Source organism: Microvirga sp. GN3 (genome assembly GCF_055792825.1).
Genome location: NZ_JBVVAK010000021.1, coordinates 66,143 through 83,647, shown reverse-complemented (window position 1 = coordinate 83,647; position 17,505 = coordinate 66,143). Strand labels below are relative to the sequence as shown.

General features: G+C 67.2%; 16 protein-coding genes. 4 read left to right on the top strand and 12 right to left on the bottom strand.

What is annotated here, in order from left to right:
• Window positions 1-602: 602 nt before the first annotated feature.
• Entirely contained in the window at window positions 603-1,361 is a 759-nt protein-coding gene (locus tag ACS5Q1_RS12935) for a hypothetical protein (RefSeq protein WP_473098589.1), read from the top strand.
• On the opposite strand, the gene ACS5Q1_RS12930 is transcribed toward ACS5Q1_RS12935, so the two are convergent.
• The 9 genes from ACS5Q1_RS12930 to ACS5Q1_RS12890 all read right to left on the bottom strand — a co-directional run bounded on the left by ACS5Q1_RS12930 (window position 1,342) and on the right by ACS5Q1_RS12890 (window position 11,954).
• The gene (locus tag ACS5Q1_RS12930) at window positions 1,342-1,716 is read right to left on the bottom strand and encodes a hypothetical protein (protein WP_473098588.1); all 375 of its coding nucleotides are present in this window, start codon (window positions 1,714-1,716) and stop codon (window positions 1,342-1,344) included. The genes ACS5Q1_RS12935 and ACS5Q1_RS12930 overlap by 20 nt on opposite strands.
• 181 nt (window positions 1,717-1,897) lie before the next feature.
• Window positions 1,898-3,472 carry a TniQ family protein gene (locus ACS5Q1_RS12925; RefSeq protein WP_473098595.1) on the bottom strand — a complete coding sequence of 525 codons (1,575 nt, stop codon included), beginning with the start codon at window positions 3,470-3,472 and terminating at the stop codon, window positions 1,898-1,900.
• Window positions 3,473-3,474: 2 nt separating this feature from the next.
• Complete coding sequence (locus ACS5Q1_RS12920) at window positions 3,475-4,581, bottom strand: TniB family NTP-binding protein (RefSeq protein WP_473098587.1); 1,107 nt, start codon at window positions 4,579-4,581, stop codon at window positions 3,475-3,477.
• 35 nt (window positions 4,582-4,616) lie between these two features.
• Window positions 4,617-6,815 carry an integrase catalytic domain-containing protein gene (locus tag ACS5Q1_RS12915; protein ID WP_473098586.1) on the bottom strand — a complete coding sequence of 733 codons (2,199 nt, stop codon included), beginning with the start codon at window positions 6,813-6,815 and terminating at the stop codon, window positions 4,617-4,619.
• A complete protein-coding gene (locus ACS5Q1_RS12910) occupies window positions 6,812-7,663 on the bottom strand; it encodes a hypothetical protein (protein ID WP_473098585.1) in 852 nt (283 codons plus the stop codon). The genes ACS5Q1_RS12915 and ACS5Q1_RS12910 overlap by 4 nt, the downstream gene beginning before the upstream one ends.
• Window positions 7,664-8,086: 423 nt before the next feature.
• Window positions 8,087-8,302 (bottom strand): hypothetical protein, encoded by a 216-nt coding sequence (locus ACS5Q1_RS12905; RefSeq protein ID WP_473098584.1) that lies wholly within the window; start codon window positions 8,300-8,302, stop codon window positions 8,087-8,089.
• Between the two features lie 550 nt (window positions 8,303-8,852).
• A complete protein-coding gene (locus tag ACS5Q1_RS12900; RefSeq protein ID WP_473098583.1) occupies window positions 8,853-10,877 on the bottom strand; it encodes an AAA family ATPase in 2,025 nt (674 codons plus the stop codon).
• Between the two features lie 12 nt (window positions 10,878-10,889).
• A complete protein-coding gene (locus tag ACS5Q1_RS12895; RefSeq protein ID WP_473098582.1) occupies window positions 10,890-11,240 on the bottom strand; it encodes a hypothetical protein in 351 nt (116 codons plus the stop codon).
• Between the two features lie 72 nt (window positions 11,241-11,312).
• Complete coding sequence (locus tag ACS5Q1_RS12890; protein ID WP_473098581.1) at window positions 11,313-11,954, bottom strand: hypothetical protein; 642 nt, start codon at window positions 11,952-11,954, stop codon at window positions 11,313-11,315.
• A 302-nt stretch (window positions 11,955-12,256) separates the two neighbouring features.
• On the opposite strand from ACS5Q1_RS12890, the gene ACS5Q1_RS12885 reads away from it, so the two are divergent.
• Together ACS5Q1_RS12885 and ACS5Q1_RS12880 are read left to right on the top strand one after the other, a co-directional pair.
• Window positions 12,257-12,445 (top strand): hypothetical protein, encoded by a 189-nt coding sequence (locus ACS5Q1_RS12885; RefSeq protein ID WP_473098580.1) that lies wholly within the window; start codon window positions 12,257-12,259, stop codon window positions 12,443-12,445.
• 390 nt (window positions 12,446-12,835) lie between these two features.
• Window positions 12,836-13,660, top strand: a complete 825-nt coding sequence (locus tag ACS5Q1_RS12880) for a MarC family protein (protein ID WP_473098579.1) — start codon at window positions 12,836-12,838, stop codon at window positions 13,658-13,660.
• Window positions 13,661-13,662: 2 nt separating this feature from the next.
• Here the strand turns inward: ACS5Q1_RS12880 and ACS5Q1_RS12875 are convergent, their stop codons facing one another.
• The 3 genes from ACS5Q1_RS12875 to ACS5Q1_RS12865 form a co-directional block, all read right to left on the bottom strand.
• Window positions 13,663-14,178, bottom strand: a complete 516-nt coding sequence (locus tag ACS5Q1_RS12875) for a transporter suffix domain-containing protein (protein ID WP_473098578.1) — start codon at window positions 14,176-14,178, stop codon at window positions 13,663-13,665.
• A 467-nt stretch (window positions 14,179-14,645) separates the two neighbouring features.
• Window positions 14,646-15,377 (bottom strand): CBS domain-containing protein, encoded by a 732-nt coding sequence (locus tag ACS5Q1_RS12870; protein ID WP_473098577.1) that lies wholly within the window; start codon window positions 15,375-15,377, stop codon window positions 14,646-14,648.
• 164 nt (window positions 15,378-15,541) lie between these two features.
• Window positions 15,542-16,135: a DUF3611 family protein gene (locus tag ACS5Q1_RS12865; protein WP_473098576.1), complete on the bottom strand. Its 594-nt coding sequence runs from the start codon at window positions 16,133-16,135 to the stop codon at window positions 15,542-15,544.
• A 284-nt stretch (window positions 16,136-16,419) separates the two neighbouring features.
• On the opposite strand from ACS5Q1_RS12865, the gene ACS5Q1_RS12860 reads away from it, so the two are divergent.
• A complete protein-coding gene (locus ACS5Q1_RS12860; protein WP_473098575.1) occupies window positions 16,420-17,016 on the top strand; it encodes a hypothetical protein in 597 nt (198 codons plus the stop codon).
• The last annotated feature ends 489 nt before the right edge of the window (window positions 17,017-17,505 follow it).

Here is a 17,505-nt window from a genome sequence, read left to right as displayed (position 1 = left end):
TACGCACTCTCGAAGCCTTGGAAGCCGAACTCAAACCAGCCCTCGACACCATCACCGCAAACGATGCCAAAGGCTGGATCAGGCACGCCGGCTATGTCCTACACTGAAACCAAAAACGCTTTAGCCATCCGGTGCGAACCTTTCACTGACCAACTGGCGAACAAATCGCAGGCGCGTCTGACGCCATAGAAAAGGCCGGAAATCCGGCCTTTTCGCTTGTCAAATCGGGGTGCGGCATCTTCTGGCCAGTTTTGCGGACACACATTGGGTCAAATTGGCCAACCCTAAAGAGCGTCCATAGCCTGAAAATGATGCCCATCCCATAACTGCGCCCTGCGAGCGGAAAATCTTCAATGTTTTCGCCCTCTGCGAACCACATAAGTCTACGCGTCACATCGCATAAAAGTGTCACCGTCGGTGATCTGAACCCCATAAGACTGTCGCACTTTCTTCGGGCACGAGCGAGGCATGCTGCTGGTTGCATATGCAGGCACAAGAAAGCCCCGGAATCGTCCGGGGCTTCGATTGCATGAGCATGGCGGGATGCTTGCGCCGGCGATCCGTCATGCAAGCCTGAGAGCTATCTCACGTGGGGCGGATGCATGAACCAGACTCAACTCGCGCGGCGCACTGCCTTCTATGACGACGACGAAATGGTCGAGATCATCCTGTCCAGCATCCATGACGCCATCGACATGGGCTCAACCGCGGTCCTGAAGGGCAGGCTCGGCACGTACGGCCCGCACTTGGTCGTTCCTGAGCGTCCGGACGTGCTTCGCAGGCTCGCCGATGTCATCGAAGGTGCTGCAAAGGCGTACGCGATCGAGGCGGTCCATGGAGTCGGCAGCCTGCTTGACCTCAGTCACCCTTCCGTCAGGAAGCATCTCGTCGGGGATGAGTCCTTCAGGGAGGGAGGGATCCCGCTGGCGCATGTTCAAGCCGCAGACCGATACCGCTCCTTGCCCCGTGGAGAGGCGGCAGAGACGTCATTCCCGTTGAGCGATAGGGGCGCCGATCATGACGAAGCAGAGCGACAGGAGAGATGCAGCCTCGAGACAATGTCCTCCGACCTCGACATCGGATCATGCGTCGTACTGAGGGCGGATCTCAAGCGATTTGGCCCGCAACTGGTGGCATCCACCTCCGTTGAGGTGCTCTTCGGATTCGCGTCCTTCCTCCGGGATGCTGCCAGGGCCTTCGAGATCGAGGCCGCTCACGGTGAGGGAAGCCTCCTCAACCTCGATCACCCCTGGACCAGGAAGCAGATCGAAATGGACCGACACTCCGATCGGCCGATCCTATCGCAGGACCGGCTCGCTGCCGCAGCCCGGTACCGCGCCGTCAGCGCGGAGCGGAACTGACGGGGGGCCTGGCGGACTCGATGGCTGCCGTGGCTGCCTGGTCAGGCGTGTCATAGCCGCGCCCATTCTGGAGCCGACGTCCGACGGTCCACGTGAACACCGCAGGCTCCCCTTCACGACGGATCACGACGAGGCGGTGGTGGTCCGGCATCTTCCTTGCAGCCTGCCAGTACGCCTGATCGAAGGCATCGTCCCAGAATTCCTTGCTTGCGTAGTATTCGGCGTCGCCGAGGACCTTCCTCAGGCCCTCCGGTCCCATTTCGATGGATTCCCATCTCTCCCCATCGACGATCGGGAAGTAGCCGATCTCCCCATCGACCTCGATCGTGCCAGCCGCAACAGCCGCGATAGCCAACCTCATCTCCCTGTCACCTGTTCGATGCGGCCGGCATAAAGGATTCGAAGCAGAAGGTCCCGGGGAATCATCACGGCGCGGTGCATCCCCGGACCCGGTCCTGTGGGTGCCTGCGGAGCGGGGTGCACGGGAGGCACGGCCGCCATGCCTGCCGCGTACCGTGCGCCACCGGCGGTTCCCGCTATCGGGTTCCAGGATCCTTCGGTCTATTCCTGTATGGGCCGCGCGGCCCCGACCTGCGCGAGCCCATCCTCGCCCGGACCTCCTTCGGCACGGCCGCCTCGATGTCCGAAACCGCCGCCACGGCGCCGCCGAACCTCGGGCATCCGTGCAGCGTGCCGACGACGCGCACCGTCCCCGAGCGGATCGCATCGACCAGGAACCCGATCGGGATGTGGGTGCGGAGCGGGGCCTCGGCGACGGTGACGCAGCCGGGCGGCAGTGCCGGGAGGTCGGGAACGTCCCCGACGAGGGCGTCCACCCATCCGTCCAGGTCCTTGCGGCGGATCACGTACCGGTGCTTCGCGCCCTTGCGGCCGCCCGGGATCCAGACCGGCAGCGTCCCGCTCCTCACGAGCGTCCTGGCGATCTTCCCGCCCACTCCCAGCAACTCCTGCACCCGGGCAAAGGGAACGGAGTTCTTGTAGTCCTCCGCCAGACGGGCGGCGGTCGCACGGCTGACCGCGACCGGGCTGCCCTTGCGCTTCTCCCGACGGATGGCGTCCTCGGCCTCGAGCAGGACGCGCACGGTGCCGTGACGTGCCCGCACGTGCCGCGCCGCATCGCTCAGGGTGACCGGGTCGTCCGCGTCACGGGCGATGCCGGGGAACGTGCCGCGCTGGACCTGGAACTTGCGCGCCGCGTTCGCCAGCAGGATCTCGGCGATCTCCCGGGAGAAGGCCTCGCCCTTCCTGAAGTTGAACCAGTGATAGAACCAGCCGTACGCGCTCCCGATCGCGGCCGGCTTCCGGCACCCCGAGGAGAGGAACTCGGCATGGACCCGGTCGAGCAGGGCATCGAGGGTGCCGTCGCGCAGGACGCGGAAGCCCCGCGCACGGACATGCGACGCGGGCACGTCGAAATCCTTCGGCTCCGCCCATCTTTCCCGGTAGCCGCCGAGATCAAGGGCGCCGATGCGGCCCATCGTGTCGAGGGCACCCGTCAGCGGCATGGCATCAAAGACCGGCACGGGGACCGGGCAGCCGACACCGAGCCGGCCGAGGACCCAGCGGTCGGCCTCCACGACATCGCCGTCCGCCGGAGCCGCCTCGACGGCCGTGACGCTGCCGTCCTCGCAGTGCCGGCACTTGGCGATCCCGACGTCGCTCCAGGACAGCTTCCTGCCGCAGGAGCAGGCATCCACGAGGTCCGTCGCATGCGCCGGGCACGTGGTGACGAACCTGAGGTCGTACCAGAACCGATGGTGGGCCGACTCCGCGACGCATCGCGGGCAGGCGCGCCGGACGGAACGGGTGAGGTCGCGCAGGACGCTCAGCCGCTCGTCCCTGAGCGTCACGTGACCGTTGCCGGCCGGGACCGGGGTCGAGCGCATGAACTCGGCAGGATCGCACCGCAGAATCGCCGCCAGCCGGTCCGCGCCGGTGCCGATGCGAAGGCGGGCGACCCGGAGGCCCGTCAGGGCCGGGACGCGGGACGAGGTGAGGATGCCGTTGCGCTCAGCCAGGCGCAGCAGGATGCCGTGCGCCGGCTCGTCCGGCTCGGGCCGGAACCAGAGGGGGAGGGGTGTCCGGTCCATCGTCACGCCCCCCGGTGCCGCAGCGGGGACTTGCCGGGCTTGGCCTTCCGGGGTGCACGGCGCTTGCGGGCCTCGGCCAGCCGTGCCTTCCGGCGCTCCTCCTTCCGCCCCTTGAATCCTTCGGGATCGGGCAACCCCATGAGGAACGGGTTCTCCCCGTCCGGCAGCCCCGTCTTGCGGCGGTAGACCTCGCCGAGGATCTTGACGGTGACGCACTCCGCCCCGCGGTCGATCGCCTCCTTCGCCGCGAGGCTCACGTACTTGGTGATCGTCGCGACGTAGCCCTCGGACGCAAGATGCAGCCGCAACGCGGTTTCCGGCTCGTCGAGTCCGGACGGCCGATCGAAGGGAAGATCCTCGGAGTAGGCCTTCAGGAAGATGCACAGCTCGCTGTTCTCGTCGAGGTCGAGCGGGAAGGGCATCATGCGGAACTCCTCGTCCTTCAGCGTCTCGAGCTGGGCGTTCTCAAGCAGGAAGTCGGTCGCGTGGGGCAGCCCGACGCAGGCGACCTGCACCCGGGCCTCCTTCATGAGGACCTTGAACACGTCGGCGGCCTCGTAGGGATCGCGGGTCAGGTTGCTCTCCGCGATGTGCTGGCACTCGTCGAAGATGATCAGGCGGATGCCCTGCTCCTGGATCTGACGGCGCGCGATCGACTTCATCTCGCCGAGGCTCGCCCCCTTCGGGACCCTCACGCCGATCGCGGTAAGCGTGTCGGCGAAGAGCTGCTTGTAGGTGGACTTCTTGCCCACGAACACCTTGAGCACCGGGCGGACGAGACCGTGGCCGGGCCGCTCGAAGGTCACGCTCATGGTGTGCGGGTACTCGGCCGCGTCGGCCAGCAGCAGGTTGTGGTCGTCCTTGAAGGTGCCGAGGTACTCCTCGCGCACCTCCTCCAGGAACTCGTTTGCGGCCGTCGTCTTGCCCACGCCCGTCTCGCCGACCACGAAGGAGCAGCTTGCCTGCTGCTCCTCATGCCAGCTCCTGTAGCAACGCCGGAAAACGGCCATCGCCTCTTCCGTCGTCTCGGTGATCCCGATGAACTCACCCACGTGCCTGCGTCTCTCCTCCGCCGCCCGTCGTTCCCACTCCATGTGACCTCCATCCATGTGATCGTCTCCTTCCATATGATCCGTTCCTCCCGTCATTGCGTCTTCCTCCGCCGGACCGTGATCGGCTTGCGCGGTGCGGGCGGATCGTCCGGAGCGGGTCCGTCGTCCTCCCCGCGGATGGCCTTCTCCACCGCCGCGGCATCGACGCGGCGCACGGGGATGCCGGGGTCCACGCGCGGCGGTTCCAGCGCCGGGGTCCGGTCGCGCCATGGGCCGCGCTCGTCGGGAGCCGGGGACTTGAGTGTCCCGTCCCGGTGGTCGTGCGAGCCGAGCTCGTCCTCGCTCTCCTCGGGGGAGAGCCGTTCGCCGCGCAGGTGCTCGGAGGCGTTGCGTCCGTCGGCGACGAAGCGGACGGTCTCCTTCGGCGGCGCCTTGCCGGGCTTCCGGCGGGCATCGTACAAATCAAGGATCTCTTGCGAGGAGCGTGCCCGGGCCAGCGCCTCGTCAGGGTCGAAGTCGTCAGCCGCCTCCGCGTTCGTCCTCTTCCTGAGCGTCTCCCACTGGTACAGCGTGTACTTCGCCGCATCGGGATTCGACTCGAGATTGCCCTCGATCCATGCGTCGCCGTCGTCCGTGCGCGTCGGGTCGAGGATGTAGGCCGTGGTGAGGTCGAAGGGGTCGATGCGGACCTCGACGTCGGCGTTGCCGCCGAGCCGGTTGCGCAGCGCCGAAAAGGCGTTGGAGTTCCAGCGCAGCGTTTGGTGCCGGATGCCGTCCCCGCGCAGCTTCGCCGGGACGATGCGCCCGGTGAGGGGTGCGAGAATCTCCTCGGGCGGGGCCGGCTTCTCGCCGACCTCGGCGATCTCCCGCACCCAGCGCTTGAGCGGCTTCTCGCCCGTCCCGGGATGGACATCGGTGTGATAGATGTCGACGATCCACTTCGCGACGACCCAGTTGGCGTCGGCGATCGTGAGGCAGGCCTCCTTCTCCGAGCGGTAGTTCCTCCGGGCGCGGGGATTGGACTTCGTGGTGCCCGGCGCCTTGTGGATGACCCCGCGGTTCAGGCTCCTGAACCAGCTCTCGACGCGGCCCTTCAGCCATCCCGAGGCGACGGGCAGGTCGACGACCTGCATGTTGAGGGCAGCTTCCGTGGCCTTCATGGAGGCCGAGCGGAACTCCCGTCCGTTGTCGCAGAACAGTCGGTCCGGAACGCCTTGGCAGGGCCACGTGAACCGGAAGCCGCCCGCGCCCGCAGCCGCCACCGTCCCAAGGAGCTGCTCCTTGGGACGGACGGCTATCCGCAGCGCCTCCATCACGCTCACCCAGGACGGAGGCGTGAAGGTGAGCGAGAAGCCCAGGATCATCCGCGTGTGGCGGTCGATGATCACGGTGAGCCACGGTCGCCCGAGCAGGCGTCCGTGCTCGTCGACCACCATCAGGTCGAGCTGGGTATGGTCGACCTCAGCCTCCTCCAGCGGCATGCTGCACTGAGGGCCCGCGCGAACCGCCTTCATGAGGAAATCGGCTTCGGCCTTGCCATGGCGGACCACGGTGAGGTCGTACAGCTCCATCCCGGCGATGACCCGCGCCACGGCGTTCTTGCCGAGAACCTTATTCTTGGCACCGAGACACGGAACCTGGCGTTTCTCGTCCGCCGCACGGATCCGGATGCGATCCTCGGCACGCTTCTGGGCATCGGCCTTCGAGCCGGCGATCGCGTTGCGGTAGGTCTGGTTGATTGCGTCGGCGATCTCCTCCTTCTGCCACGGCTCGAGCCTCGGCGTCCGGTTGCCCTTCTTGCGGTGGTTGTCGACGAGGGCGCGGATGTCGCGTCCGGCGACGAGCCAACGCCGGTACCAGGTGCGCACGCTGCGGACGGTGGGAGGTTTCGGCAGGCGATGGGCGTTCTTGGGATCCTTCATGATGCCGTCGATCAGGGACCGGATCTTCTTGCCCCTGTCACGGTACGGGAGCGGCAGCCCGTCGACGGCCTTCACAAACGGGTGCTTGCGCAGCGCCGACTCGCGCTCGATGTCCGTGAACGCGCCCCAGTCGATCCGGAGGTTCGCCAGGACGTTGGAGTCCAGTGCACGATAGGCGGCATCGGTGGTGATGCGGCCCGCGCGGACCATGTGGAGGATCGCATGATCGGTCAGGACCATCTCGGTTCCCGACTGCTTGTCGGTGAACACGCGCACCTGGTCGCCGGGCGGGCCGACGAGGTAGCGACGGGTGTCGATGCGGATGGTGTCCCCGGTCCTGATCCGGACCGGCACGTGGGCGAGGTTCATGGTCGATGGTCTCCGTGTCGGGGGGAGGGCGGGTGCCGGACAGATCCGGTCTTCGTGAAGGAGGACGTCCGGCCGAACCGGGTCCTGCGGTCCATGCGGATGTGCCCGTACCAGTCGAGCCGGAGCGCAAGCGGGAACGCGTCCAGCCCGGCTCCGAGGCGGTCCTGGAGGTCCCGCACCGAGGTCTCGTCGGGGAGGCTCGCCAGGGCATCGATGGCGGCGACGTCCTCGTGCCGGGGGCGCTGCGGATCGAGGTGGCGCCGGAGGATCTTCGCGTTGTCGAGGCGCGGCTGGACCCGGACCTGCTCCTCCGTCACGAGGCGGAAGCCGTAGCCGGCCTGCCGTGCGGCCCGTGCCATCGCATCGACGAGGTCACGCATCCACGACCCCCGGGTCCCGTCGCGGCCCTCGAGCCAGCCGACGGTGCGGACCATGACGAGATCCCGTCGCCCGTCCGCGTGCGACACGAGGTAATCGGGATTCCACTCGTTCACCTTTCCGCGGATCGTGACGTCCAGGGGATCGAGCTGGTCGAGGATCCCCTCGACGTCGCGGGTGAAGGCATCGGTGACCGTCAGGAAGTCCAGCGCGAGCAGCGAGCGCGCGCCGACGAGCCTCCGGCCGAGGCACATCATCGGTGTCTCGCCGACGTAGCGATCCTCGTGCCCGGTCCTGATCTTGCCCGGCCGCGAGCCGACGCGGTGCGAGGCCCTGCGGGACTTGCCGTGGTCAAGCGGGACGGATGGCCCGGCATCCTTCCGGTCAGCGGTGTCCGGCCGAGCGGCCGCGCCGCGCCTGCGGCGGACCACGATCCGGGGCTTCGGGTTGCGGTTGTCGGGAGGACTCATTGCGCCCTCCCTTCCAGCCAGCGTGCCGCCTCATCGGCGGAAGTGCGGGGGATGCACGCGACGTGCGTGTCGTCGCGGCGGAAGGCGCGGGCCTGCGGTCCGCACCCATGGGTCAGGCAGTGGCAAGGGGCTCCGTCGCATGCCGCGGTCGGGCATGCGGGTTGGGGAACGTGGTCGGGAATGGCCAGGTCCTCGTCATCGGGGGTGGCGATCCCGCCGGGCGCCTGGACCGTCCAGGTGACCGGAATCCCTGCCGTCGGGGCGGCCGGGACGGGATCGGCGGGGTTCGGCCCGCTATGCGCCGGCCCCCGCCGGCGGCACCCGCGCGCCCCTCGGGGGACGCGCGGCCGTGATGGTCGTCCTGGTGGTCATGCTCGTCGTGGTCGGTCATGGATGGAGCTCCGCTCGTTCGTCTCGGGCAGGTCAGGCGAGCAGCGCGGAGACGTCGGGGAACTCGTCCCATTCGTCATCGATGAGGGACTGGCTGTCGTAGGACGTGCCGCGCATCCAGTCGGGGAACTTCGGCACGAAGGCGCACAGGTGCGGAGGAAGGCCCTCCTGCATGAGGTAGGCATCCCAGATGTCCTGCGGCGCATGGCCGGACATGTGGGAAGGGTTCGGGGGAATGGTCTTGGGCATGGCGCAGCGCTCCTTGTTCCGGCACGCCTCGGCGGCCGGGTCCTGGTGGGATCGGGAGCTGTCGTGTTCCCGATAGGGTGACGGTGCAGGCCGGATGCCTGCCTTGCGTCAGAGCCGTATCGGGCGGAGCGCCAGGGCAGTGCGGAGTTGGCCGCGGGTGGAGGCGGGAGCGAATGCGGTCGTCATGTGTGGCCTCCTCTGGCTGTGGCCGCTCGGGACGAGCGGACCGGGGTGGTTGGATCGTACGCAACGCAAGTCGCGGACGGTCGGGTCATGCCGACTCGTCACGAGCGGGGCTCGGGACGGGCAGGGTGCGGAGGAGGTGGGAGGTGCGTGCGTCGCCCGCATTCCGGTCCTCGCGCAATTGCGCCGTCACGGCAAGGATCGAATCCTGCCGGAAGGCTGCCGATGGGCGAGGAGGTGCGACGGCGGAGCCGGGAGCTTACGCCCCGGGGAACCATGCCCCTGAGGCGTGCTTCGCAGCACCGCGGTCGAGCCGCTCGCCTATGGGCGATATGGTCATCATCAGGCTTCGCATGGGAGGGCCGGTTTAAGGACCCGCCCGCATCCCGTCAAGCTTGATTCGCGATGTTCCGGGAATTTTTTCATCCCCCTTCGAAGGACTCGCTGAAGTGCGGTCCCGCCCGTTCCGCATGGACGCGACGATGTCGTCGAGCGCCGCGCTCCCACGTTCGCCGAGCATCCCCGCCAGCCCATCGAGAGCAGGGCGGTGTGCCAGGAGGAGCGCACGGGAGCGCTCCAGGCACTTGTCCAGGGTGCGGTTCACCGACCGCCTCAACGCGGCATCCCGGCCGAGGACGGCGATGATGGCCCGGTCGTCCATCGGAGCGAGGTAGGCCAGGTTCCGGCCCAGCCCGAAAGACGCCTCCATGCCCGCCGCGAGAACCGTCGCCCGCTGGAGATCGCTCCCGTCCGACCCGCCACCGCCGTCGCCGCGGGAGCCGAATACGAGTTCCTCGGCTGCAAGGCCCGACAGCAGTCCCGTGATCTCCGCCAGGTAGCCGGACCGCGTGCGCACGGTACCGAGGCGATGACGGTAGGCGGTGTGTCCGGCGGCCGCCCCCGGCGAGACCTCGCGGAACACGCGCACCTCGACGGGAACCCGACCGGCTTCGTCCGCCAGCAGGCAGCCGACGACCGCATGGCCCGCCTCATGAACGCACGCCCGGCGGAAGGACGCGTCCGTCAGCCTCACCCGCTTCGGCAGCGCGGCAAGCAGGTCATCATGGATCATCTCCCTGCGCTCAGTCCGCGCCCGTCGCCGCGCATCGCGCACGACCTGTTCGATCACGGCACCGGATGCGCCGTCCAGACGATCCGCGGCCTCCGTCAGGTCGGCACCGGGAAGGGCGTCGCGCAGGTGATGCCGCAGGATGCCCTTGCGCGCCTCCAGGTCGGGCAGGGGGATGACGACGTGCCTGCCCAGGCGGCCGGGCCGCAGGATCGCCGGATCGATCCGGTCGGGATGGTTCGTCGCGCCGACGACGACCACGCCCTCCCGGCCCCCGATGCCATCGAGGCACTCGAGGAACCCGTTGATCACCTCCCGCTCGTAGTTCTCGTTCTTTCCCGACAGTCGCTCGCGGTCGCCGAACGAGTCGAGCTCGTCGATGAACAGGATGCAGGGCGCATCGCGCTTGGCGGCGTCGAAGGCCGCGCGCATCGCCTTTAGCAGGTCGCCCATGTGGCCCTTGGCCTGCCAGCGGGCGAGCGAATGCGCATGGAGGGGCACCAGGCACGTGTTCGCCAGCGCGCGTGCGAAGGTCGTCTTGCCCGCGCCCGTCGGTCCACTCACGAGCATGCCCGGGTCCACGTCCGACCAGGGGATGCGGCCCGCCTGGTAGTCCGCGAGATCCCGCGCCAGGGAGCGCCCCCGTTTGGCAGCCTCCCCGAGCCCATGGATGTCGTCCAACGTGGGGACCCGCATCTCGTCGACGGCCGTTCCAGGCTCTGATCGACTGCCGGCCTGCATGGACCGCAGCAGCCCGATGATCTGTCGCGGGCTCCGGTTCGGCCGGATGATGAACCCGAGCATGGACAGCGGGACGCCCTCGCAAGCGTCGAGCAGGGCTTCGTCCGGGGAGCGTCCGAGAACCTGCCGGATGGCGCCCGCGAGCGCACGGCGGTCGAAACCCTCGGGTGTCAGGATCGCGTCTGCCGCCATGCGCACCAGCCCGGGGAGATCGTCGACGCATGGCGCGAAGGCGACGTACCGCAGATGGGACGCGAGGGTGTCGCGCAGGAAGCCGTGATCCGAGCTCCGCTTGAACCTGGTACCGTCGAACATGACGATCTCGTTGTCCGTGTCGAGCAGTCCGAGGGTATCCCGGGACACCTCCCGAAGCAGGGCCTTGGCTGCCTCCATGAACACCTGACGGTCATCCTCGTCCGCCACCAGGAATGCGGCGATAAAGGGATGGCCCCGCAGGGCATGATGCAGGTCTGCGCGCCGCAAGGAGCGCACGAGCAAGCCTCGCGCGAGCACCCTGCCTACGTCCGTGGGACGGGGTGTGCGTTCCTTGAGCGAGTCAGGAAGAATGTGTCGGTTGGCCATGTCCCATCTCCTTCAGGCTCGCGTGCTGCCGATGGGGCGGGACATCGAACGGTCCTGCTTTCCCAAGGCATAGAAGCGCGTGACGGTGCGTGCGTAGCCGAGCGCAGGTGCCAGCACCCAGAGACCCGCGGTGATGCTCTGCCTGCCGTCGGCGATGTCCGGGTGGTTGAACATGACCCCTGTCAGGCAAGGGTCGGGGCGCTGGATGACGCTCCAAGCATGGATCTTGGGGGCGGCGGCCAGCGTGGCCCGGTCGGGATGCTTGCCGCGGCGGATGTCGTCGAGCGCGGTCAGGAGGCTGCGCAGGCGCAGGATCTCCGCCTCGAGGTGAGGGGCCGGCCCGTTGTTGACGATGAAGGGCATAGGTGTGCTCCGTCGCGTGCGATCCCGGCTGTGCGGGATCGGCGACCGGTTCCGGTTTCGGGAGAGTTGGGTTCAGTCGTGTAAGCGGGAGACGCGGGTCTCCGGCCCGATGCGGGCCTCGTCGAGATCGATCCCGACGTAGCGGCGTAGGGCCATGGCGGCGATGACACCTATCGCGTCGCGCCCGTCGCGGATCACCTGCATGCATGAGGCCAACGGCATCGGACCTTGTTCATCGAGGAGCGTCAGGAGCCGGACGCGGTCGCCCAGCGAGATGCGGTACGAGGCATAGCGCAGGAGGTCACGGGCGTTGTCGAGCCGGAAGCCGTCATGCAGGTCGGCCTCGGCATGGCAGCCGTACCCGCAGCCAATGGCGCGGGCCGCTGCCGGTGCCCAAGGCGAAGGCGACGCTTCATTCGAGGGCACGGCATCGACGAGGACGGTGCCCGTCGAGCGGACCACTGCGAAGTCGGGCACGTGGGTTCCCGCCGGATGGCGCAGGATCATCGGCAGGCAGCTCCAGGACTCGATGTCGGGATCGACGTCGAGCAGGCAGCCGAGATCGCGGGCGGCCTGGTTCCGGAACAGCGGTGTCCCCCGGCAGCGGACGGTACCGCGCGGGGCGAAGGAGACGGCGGACGCGTCTTCGCGGATGCGGGCCAGCAGGTTTCGGTCATCGTCGGCGACGATGGTGGCAGGGAAGTTGAGGGTCATGGATACGCTCGTCCCAAGGCAGACGGCAGCAGCCGTCCCTTAAACCGATCAGGGGCGGGTTCGGGAAATCAGCGTATGAAGGCTATTCGGGTCCGGCGCACGGCGGCGGTGCGCGGGGTGCGCGATCCGATGCAAGCGAGGTGTGCGGGAGCCTTGGTCATGGCGGAACAAATAGGCAACATGGCCAAGCTCGTCAAGGCGATTTCCACTACCCCTTTCGGGATCAGGTCGATGTCGGTTGCCCAGCCGGTTGCGGGTCGGGCACGGCACGGGCAAGATGATTGGCCTCAAGGAGAATTGCCTTGGCCGACAAACCCGAACCGCGCCCTACCGACGAACCCCATGCGCCCGAGGAAGCCAAGTCATCCGGGGAGGCGCACTGGGAGATGGTGTTCCTCCCCCTGGCCAACCCGCCCCCGCCGATCATCGTGCGTTCCGGCGCACCCGGCAGGCCGCTGAATCTTGGGAGACTACCCGAGGAGCAGGGCTGACTGGGCAGGGCTTGCATGGGTCGGCCTCAGGGTGCGGGTAACGAAGGCACGGGCCCTGTCCATCCCACCTCGGTGATGCGGCACTCCGTCTATTGTCCCCCCTCCACTTGGATCCGACGTGGCCCGCCCAAGTGCCTCGCAAGCCAAACATGTGCTTCGGGGTCCCAACATAAGTCCTTGGGAGAACAGCCACCGCTCGACAAGCAGCGTCTAGGGTTGCCTCACGCGCTGGCTATCAAGTTCTGTCGCTTGTCTGCGGATTTCGCGGGATGGCTAGTCGGTATCCCAGAACGTCATAGGCCGGATTCCAGGGTGTCAGGGCGGTCGCCTTGCGCAAAAAGCCGATTGCTTGCTATCGAGTCGTCCTCGACACCGGAAAGGCAGACGCGGATGGGACCGGAGCTTTCTCTCTTCGCCGGGACCTTCACGACCTTGCTGGCCATTATCAATCCGCTCGAGGTCCTGCCGGTCTACCTCAAGCTCCTGTCCGGCAAGGATGACGCAACGCACCGCGCGGTTGCCCTGAAGGCCTGTACCTACGCGCTGCTGCTGTGCTTCTTCTTCCTCGTTTTCGGGACATTCATGCTTCGGCTGTTCGGTGTCCCGCTCAGCATGGTGCGGATCGTCGGGGGGATCATCCTGATGAGGATCGGGTTCGAGCTGTTCATGCCCAGGAAGTCGGGTGACGATCTGGGCGTCTCGGGGACCGACGTTGCCGAGGCCAACATCGCCTTCGTGCCCCTCGCGATGCCGCTCATGTTCGGTCCAGGCGCGATTGCCACGATCATCGGGATGTCCGCGACGATCAAGGGTCCCGAGGAAATACCCTCCTTCATCGCCATTTCGGCGGCGATCGTGGCAACGATGCTCGTCACCTACATCTGCCTGGCCTATGCCGAGAGGCTCACGCGGAAAATCGGCCCGATGGGGATCGACGCGGCGACGCGCATCGTCGGTTTCTTTGTCTCCGCAATCGGGGGCGGCCTGATTTTCGACGGCGTGGTCGAAGCCTTGCAAATGCACGGCGCCGAATCCATCGATCGCATGTATGGTGCGGGTGCCGCCCTCAGGCTCGACCATCCCTGGGTCGTCGAACTGATGCGGCACGGCAGGATTCCTGCCGCTCGTTTGGCGGCAGCGGAGCGAAGGCGCTGCGGGATCCTTCAGTTCCCCGGCACCGTCTCGGATGAGGCCATGCTCAACGGCTCAGTCTGACCCTATGCTGACTCGGCGATCCGGGCCGTCCGGACGAACAGGGCCTGGAGCTTGTTCCAGAAATCGCCGCCGAGCACGAAGAAGCTCGCAACCAGCACGAGATCGACCAGAACCTCGAACTGCCAGGCATTGGGCCGGACGTCCGGCCACAGCAGGTCGATGTAAGGCGCCAGCATGGCCGCGACCAGCGGCAGGCAGAACATCACCAATCCGATGGCGTGACGCACCGGACCGACCTGCGCGGGAGGGGATAGGCTCGTCACATATCCGAAAGCGATGGCCTTGATCTCCTGGAATCCCGCCCTGCCCATGACCGCGACGCACAGCACCAGCAGGACCTTGTTCGCGACGAAGATGAAGCCCGACAGGGCTGCGATGCGGGTGGCCGATGCGCCCAAACCGGTGGCCAGCGGCACGAGCAGCCAGATGGCGAAGGCCAGCACGAAGATCCCGATCCCGACCCTGAAGCGCCATCCTGGCGATGGAGACCGTTCCATGTCCTGGACTGACGATGTCATGGTTTCTCTCCACCATCCTTGAGGTGTGCGGATGGATCAGAACCGGGCGCTGATGCCGATGAGGTCGACAAGCCAAACAGCCAGGCTCGGCTCCGTCGACAATCGTACCCGGATTCTTCGCCGTACGACACCGATGGAAGCGGTACGCAACGGACCGGCATTCGGCAGCAAACACCACCAACCACACAAGCGCGGTACCTGAACGGATGCGGTATTCCCGCCATCCTGATCCCTGAAGACTGCGAAGGGCCGACAAGCGTATCTCCGCCCCTTGCCTTGCCATCATCCAGGACTCCGCCCACCACCCGGGCGTGAGTTGATGGCTTTCGGCAAAGGATTCCGCCGGATTCCGGACCTCGCGAGCTTGCGCGCAATGGACCGGCCGCCCCGCCCAGCGCCGATCACGGTCGTCGGGGCACCTTCGGTGATCACGACCCATGATCTCACGCCCTCTGCCGCGCTGGCCTTCACGGCGAGGCTTGCCGGGGTGTCCCGCTCCCCTCCGGAAGGACGACCATTCCCGAGAACGGCTCGATCCACGCCATCTGATCAACCACCGCCTTCACCCCCGGTACGTTCTCGGCCACCACCTTGGCAGCTTGGCCCTCGCGGTCATCGAGGATTGCGCCGGTCAAGGTCACCACCCCGTTCTCGACATGCACCCGGATGAACTTGCTGCCCCACTTCTGCTCGCCCAGCCCCGCCAGCACGGCCTCCGCGATCCGGTCGTCGGCAACGGCGTCGGGGACGTCCGTCGGCAGGGTCCGCGCCAGGGCCCGCAGGACGTCGGAGCGTGCCACGATCCCGACCACCTTGCCGCTCTCGAGCACCGGCAGCCGCTTGATCCGGTGATGGCCCATCGCCGTGACAACCTCCTCGAGCGGCGCATCCCGGCGCGTCGTCACGGGGTCCGTCGACATCACCTGCTCGACCTTGCGGCCATGGGTCCGGACGTATTCATCGGCCAACGTGACGGGACCGACCAAAAATTCGAGCCATGAGGACCGCTTGCGTTCGGTGCCCAGCTCCCCTCGGCGCAAGAGGTCGCCTTCGCTGATCATCCCGACCAGCGTGCCGTCCCGCGTCGTGACCGGAAGGCCGCTGATCCGATCCGCCAGCATGAGCCTTGCGGCTTCGGCGATGGTGGCGGATGGCTCGACGCTGATCACCGGCGTGGTCATGACATCCTCGACGAACATGGATCCCTCCTGATGGCATGGGCGCGTGTCCCGGCTCGTGGCCGACGAATCGAACTGCGGGGCAACGGCCACCCGTCCGCGAGGTGCCCCGGGTGCACGCGATGACCGCATGATGCGGAGCGGACCGCAGACCTGGGGAATCCGTTCGACCCGGTCCGTCCGCGTCAGTCCGACAAGGCTTCGTCATCGACCTCCTCGGGAGCAGGTTCCCCGGCCGGGCCCGTTGTCGTGGCGAACAGCAGCCAAAGGCCCAGTGCCAGCACGAGAACCTCGACGAACGCCATGAGGATGACGACCGTCAGGCTGAGGATGTCGCCTGCCGAGACCCATGTCGCCGGCCCGCCGGTGGTCTGGATCACGTTGATGCCGGCCTGCGGCGCACGGAGGAAGTACAGGAACAGTTGCACGGCCTCGAACAGCATGATGAGCATCGAGAGAACGAGGCTCGCCGTGCTCGCCGCGACGCCCGTCCATACGATCTGCCGGAGCGAGGTCATGGGCGGGGAGCGTGCCGGATCGGCGATGCGGTCCGCAAGCAGGATGTACCGGTAGGACCAGACCGTCGTGAACGCCAACCCGAGCAGGCTGACGGCGGTGAGGTATTGGACCAGCGCCAGGGTGCCGCGCGTTCCCACGCTTGTCCTGCGGTCCACGACGAAGGCGGAGACGGCCATGGCGACGGAGACCAGGCCAACGCCGACCTGCGCCCAGAAGCCGACCCGGCCCGTCCGCAGGAATGCCTTCGCAAGATCGTCCATCCTGCAACCTCCCGTGCGAGGGTGTCGCGCCACCCGGCCGGCATCGCTGCGCATGACAGGGAGTTTGCCCGTCCTGCGGGCATTTTCAATTGGGAAAATCCCTGATCCCCCGGCGGGAAATGCCCGTGGACGGCCCTTGGCGATTCCCCGGCGCCGGCACCGACCGGCCGGATCTTGCTGGCGGGCATTGGGAATTGCCTGCCGAGCGGCAAATGCGAGAATGAGGTGCATGGGACGCACCCGGGCGAACCCCTTTCCCTGGCCTCACTGCGGGAACGGACCGAATGGCACCGATCAAGGAACTCACGGCAGCTTTCTCCGCCGCGGTCGGGCACCGCCGATACGTCCTGCCGTCGCTGACGCTCGCCGCCGGCGGCCTGCTGGACCTCGCGATGCTCAGGTTCGGCATCCTGATCGATGCGGACGGACCCTTCGCGTACCTGCCCTTCGCCATCGCCGTCGCGATCGCCGCTGCCATGATCATGTGGTGGCTGCTGGATTACGCCGCGTGCGGCCGGTCGGAGCTGAAAGGCATCGTGGCCCTCGAAACGGCGCTGGACGACCTGTCCTCGTACCTGGATGAGGGGATTTCCCAGGTCTTCAACGCAACTGTCGAGAACGATGCCGATTTCGAGGAATGGCAGCGGCGGCGGGCGGACTGGCACCAGAAGGTGCAGCGGTACTTGCAGGTGAACTTCGGCCTGCGCGAGCGGAACATCTTCCGCAACGTGATCCTCACCCAGTCCATGCAGATCCCGGGCAGCTACAACGACCGGCACAATCACGAGCGGTGCCTGCTCATCCAGCAGCTCGGGACGATGCGCGAGACGATCATCCGGTACAGCGACCTGGCCGAGAAACGCCGGGCGGAGAGCAGGTAGACGGCAGACGCCGGCCGTTCATCCTGCGCTCAGGAAACGTGCACGATGGTGCTCCCGAAACGGGCGTTCGAGCGGAACCCGCGCCCGGCCGGCCCGTCGGTCCGCCGCCCCGCCGCCCCCTGGCGATCGGGTCGTGAACCCGGGTGCCGTCATGATGTGAGGATGGAATGTCGCCCATGCTGACCGATTTTCTCCCGTTGATCGGGGCCATCTCGGTGTTCATCGCGGTCTGTTCGTTGGAGAGCGTGTCCTAGACCTTCCGGTCGGGGGTTCGTCCCGTGAATCGCCGGCACATCCAAGGCAGGGCCAGGGTGCCTGCATGGCGTTGCGCCCGGCTTCCCGGTTGAATCCGGCGGCCATCACCGCCGATCCCCGCGTGGCCCGGGGCACTGCGACCCCGACCTTACGAAGTCTTCATCTCCCCGTCAGGATGCCGTAACGGCCAAGCCTGCATCTGGATCCCATGACGCCCCCGAGGGGGTCCAGGAA

Coding starts and splice junctions, on each gene's coding strand:
- ACS5Q1_RS12935 (WP_473098589.1), top strand. CDS start 603: ATGAACCAGACTCAACTCGCGCGGCGCACTGCCTTCTATGACGACGAC.
- ACS5Q1_RS12925 (WP_473098595.1), bottom strand. CDS start 3,472: ATGGACCGGACACCCCTCCCCCTCTGGTTCCGGCCCGAGCCGGACGAG.
- ACS5Q1_RS12920 (WP_473098587.1), bottom strand. CDS start 4,581: ATGGATGGAGGTCACATGGAGTGGGAACGACGGGCGGCGGAGGAGAGA.
- ACS5Q1_RS12915 (WP_473098586.1), bottom strand. CDS start 6,815: ATGAACCTCGCCCACGTGCCGGTCCGGATCAGGACCGGGGACACCATC.
- ACS5Q1_RS12910 (WP_473098585.1), bottom strand. CDS start 7,663: ATGAGTCCTCCCGACAACCGCAACCCGAAGCCCCGGATCGTGGTCCGC.
- ACS5Q1_RS12905 (WP_473098584.1), bottom strand. CDS start 8,302: ATGCCCAAGACCATTCCCCCGAACCCTTCCCACATGTCCGGCCATGCG.
- ACS5Q1_RS12900 (WP_473098583.1), bottom strand. CDS start 10,877: ATGGCCAACCGACACATTCTTCCTGACTCGCTCAAGGAACGCACACCC.
- ACS5Q1_RS12895 (WP_473098582.1), bottom strand. CDS start 11,240: ATGCCCTTCATCGTCAACAACGGGCCGGCCCCTCACCTCGAGGCGGAG.
- ACS5Q1_RS12890 (WP_473098581.1), bottom strand. CDS start 11,954: ATGACCCTCAACTTCCCTGCCACCATCGTCGCCGACGATGACCGAAAC.
- ACS5Q1_RS12880 (WP_473098579.1), top strand. CDS start 12,836: ATGGGACCGGAGCTTTCTCTCTTCGCCGGGACCTTCACGACCTTGCTG.
- ACS5Q1_RS12875 (WP_473098578.1), bottom strand. CDS start 14,178: ATGACATCGTCAGTCCAGGACATGGAACGGTCTCCATCGCCAGGATGG.
- ACS5Q1_RS12870 (WP_473098577.1), bottom strand. CDS start 15,377: ATGTTCGTCGAGGATGTCATGACCACGCCGGTGATCAGCGTCGAGCCA.
- ACS5Q1_RS12865 (WP_473098576.1), bottom strand. CDS start 16,135: ATGGACGATCTTGCGAAGGCATTCCTGCGGACGGGCCGGGTCGGCTTC.
- ACS5Q1_RS12860 (WP_473098575.1), top strand. CDS start 16,420: ATGGCACCGATCAAGGAACTCACGGCAGCTTTCTCCGCCGCGGTCGGG.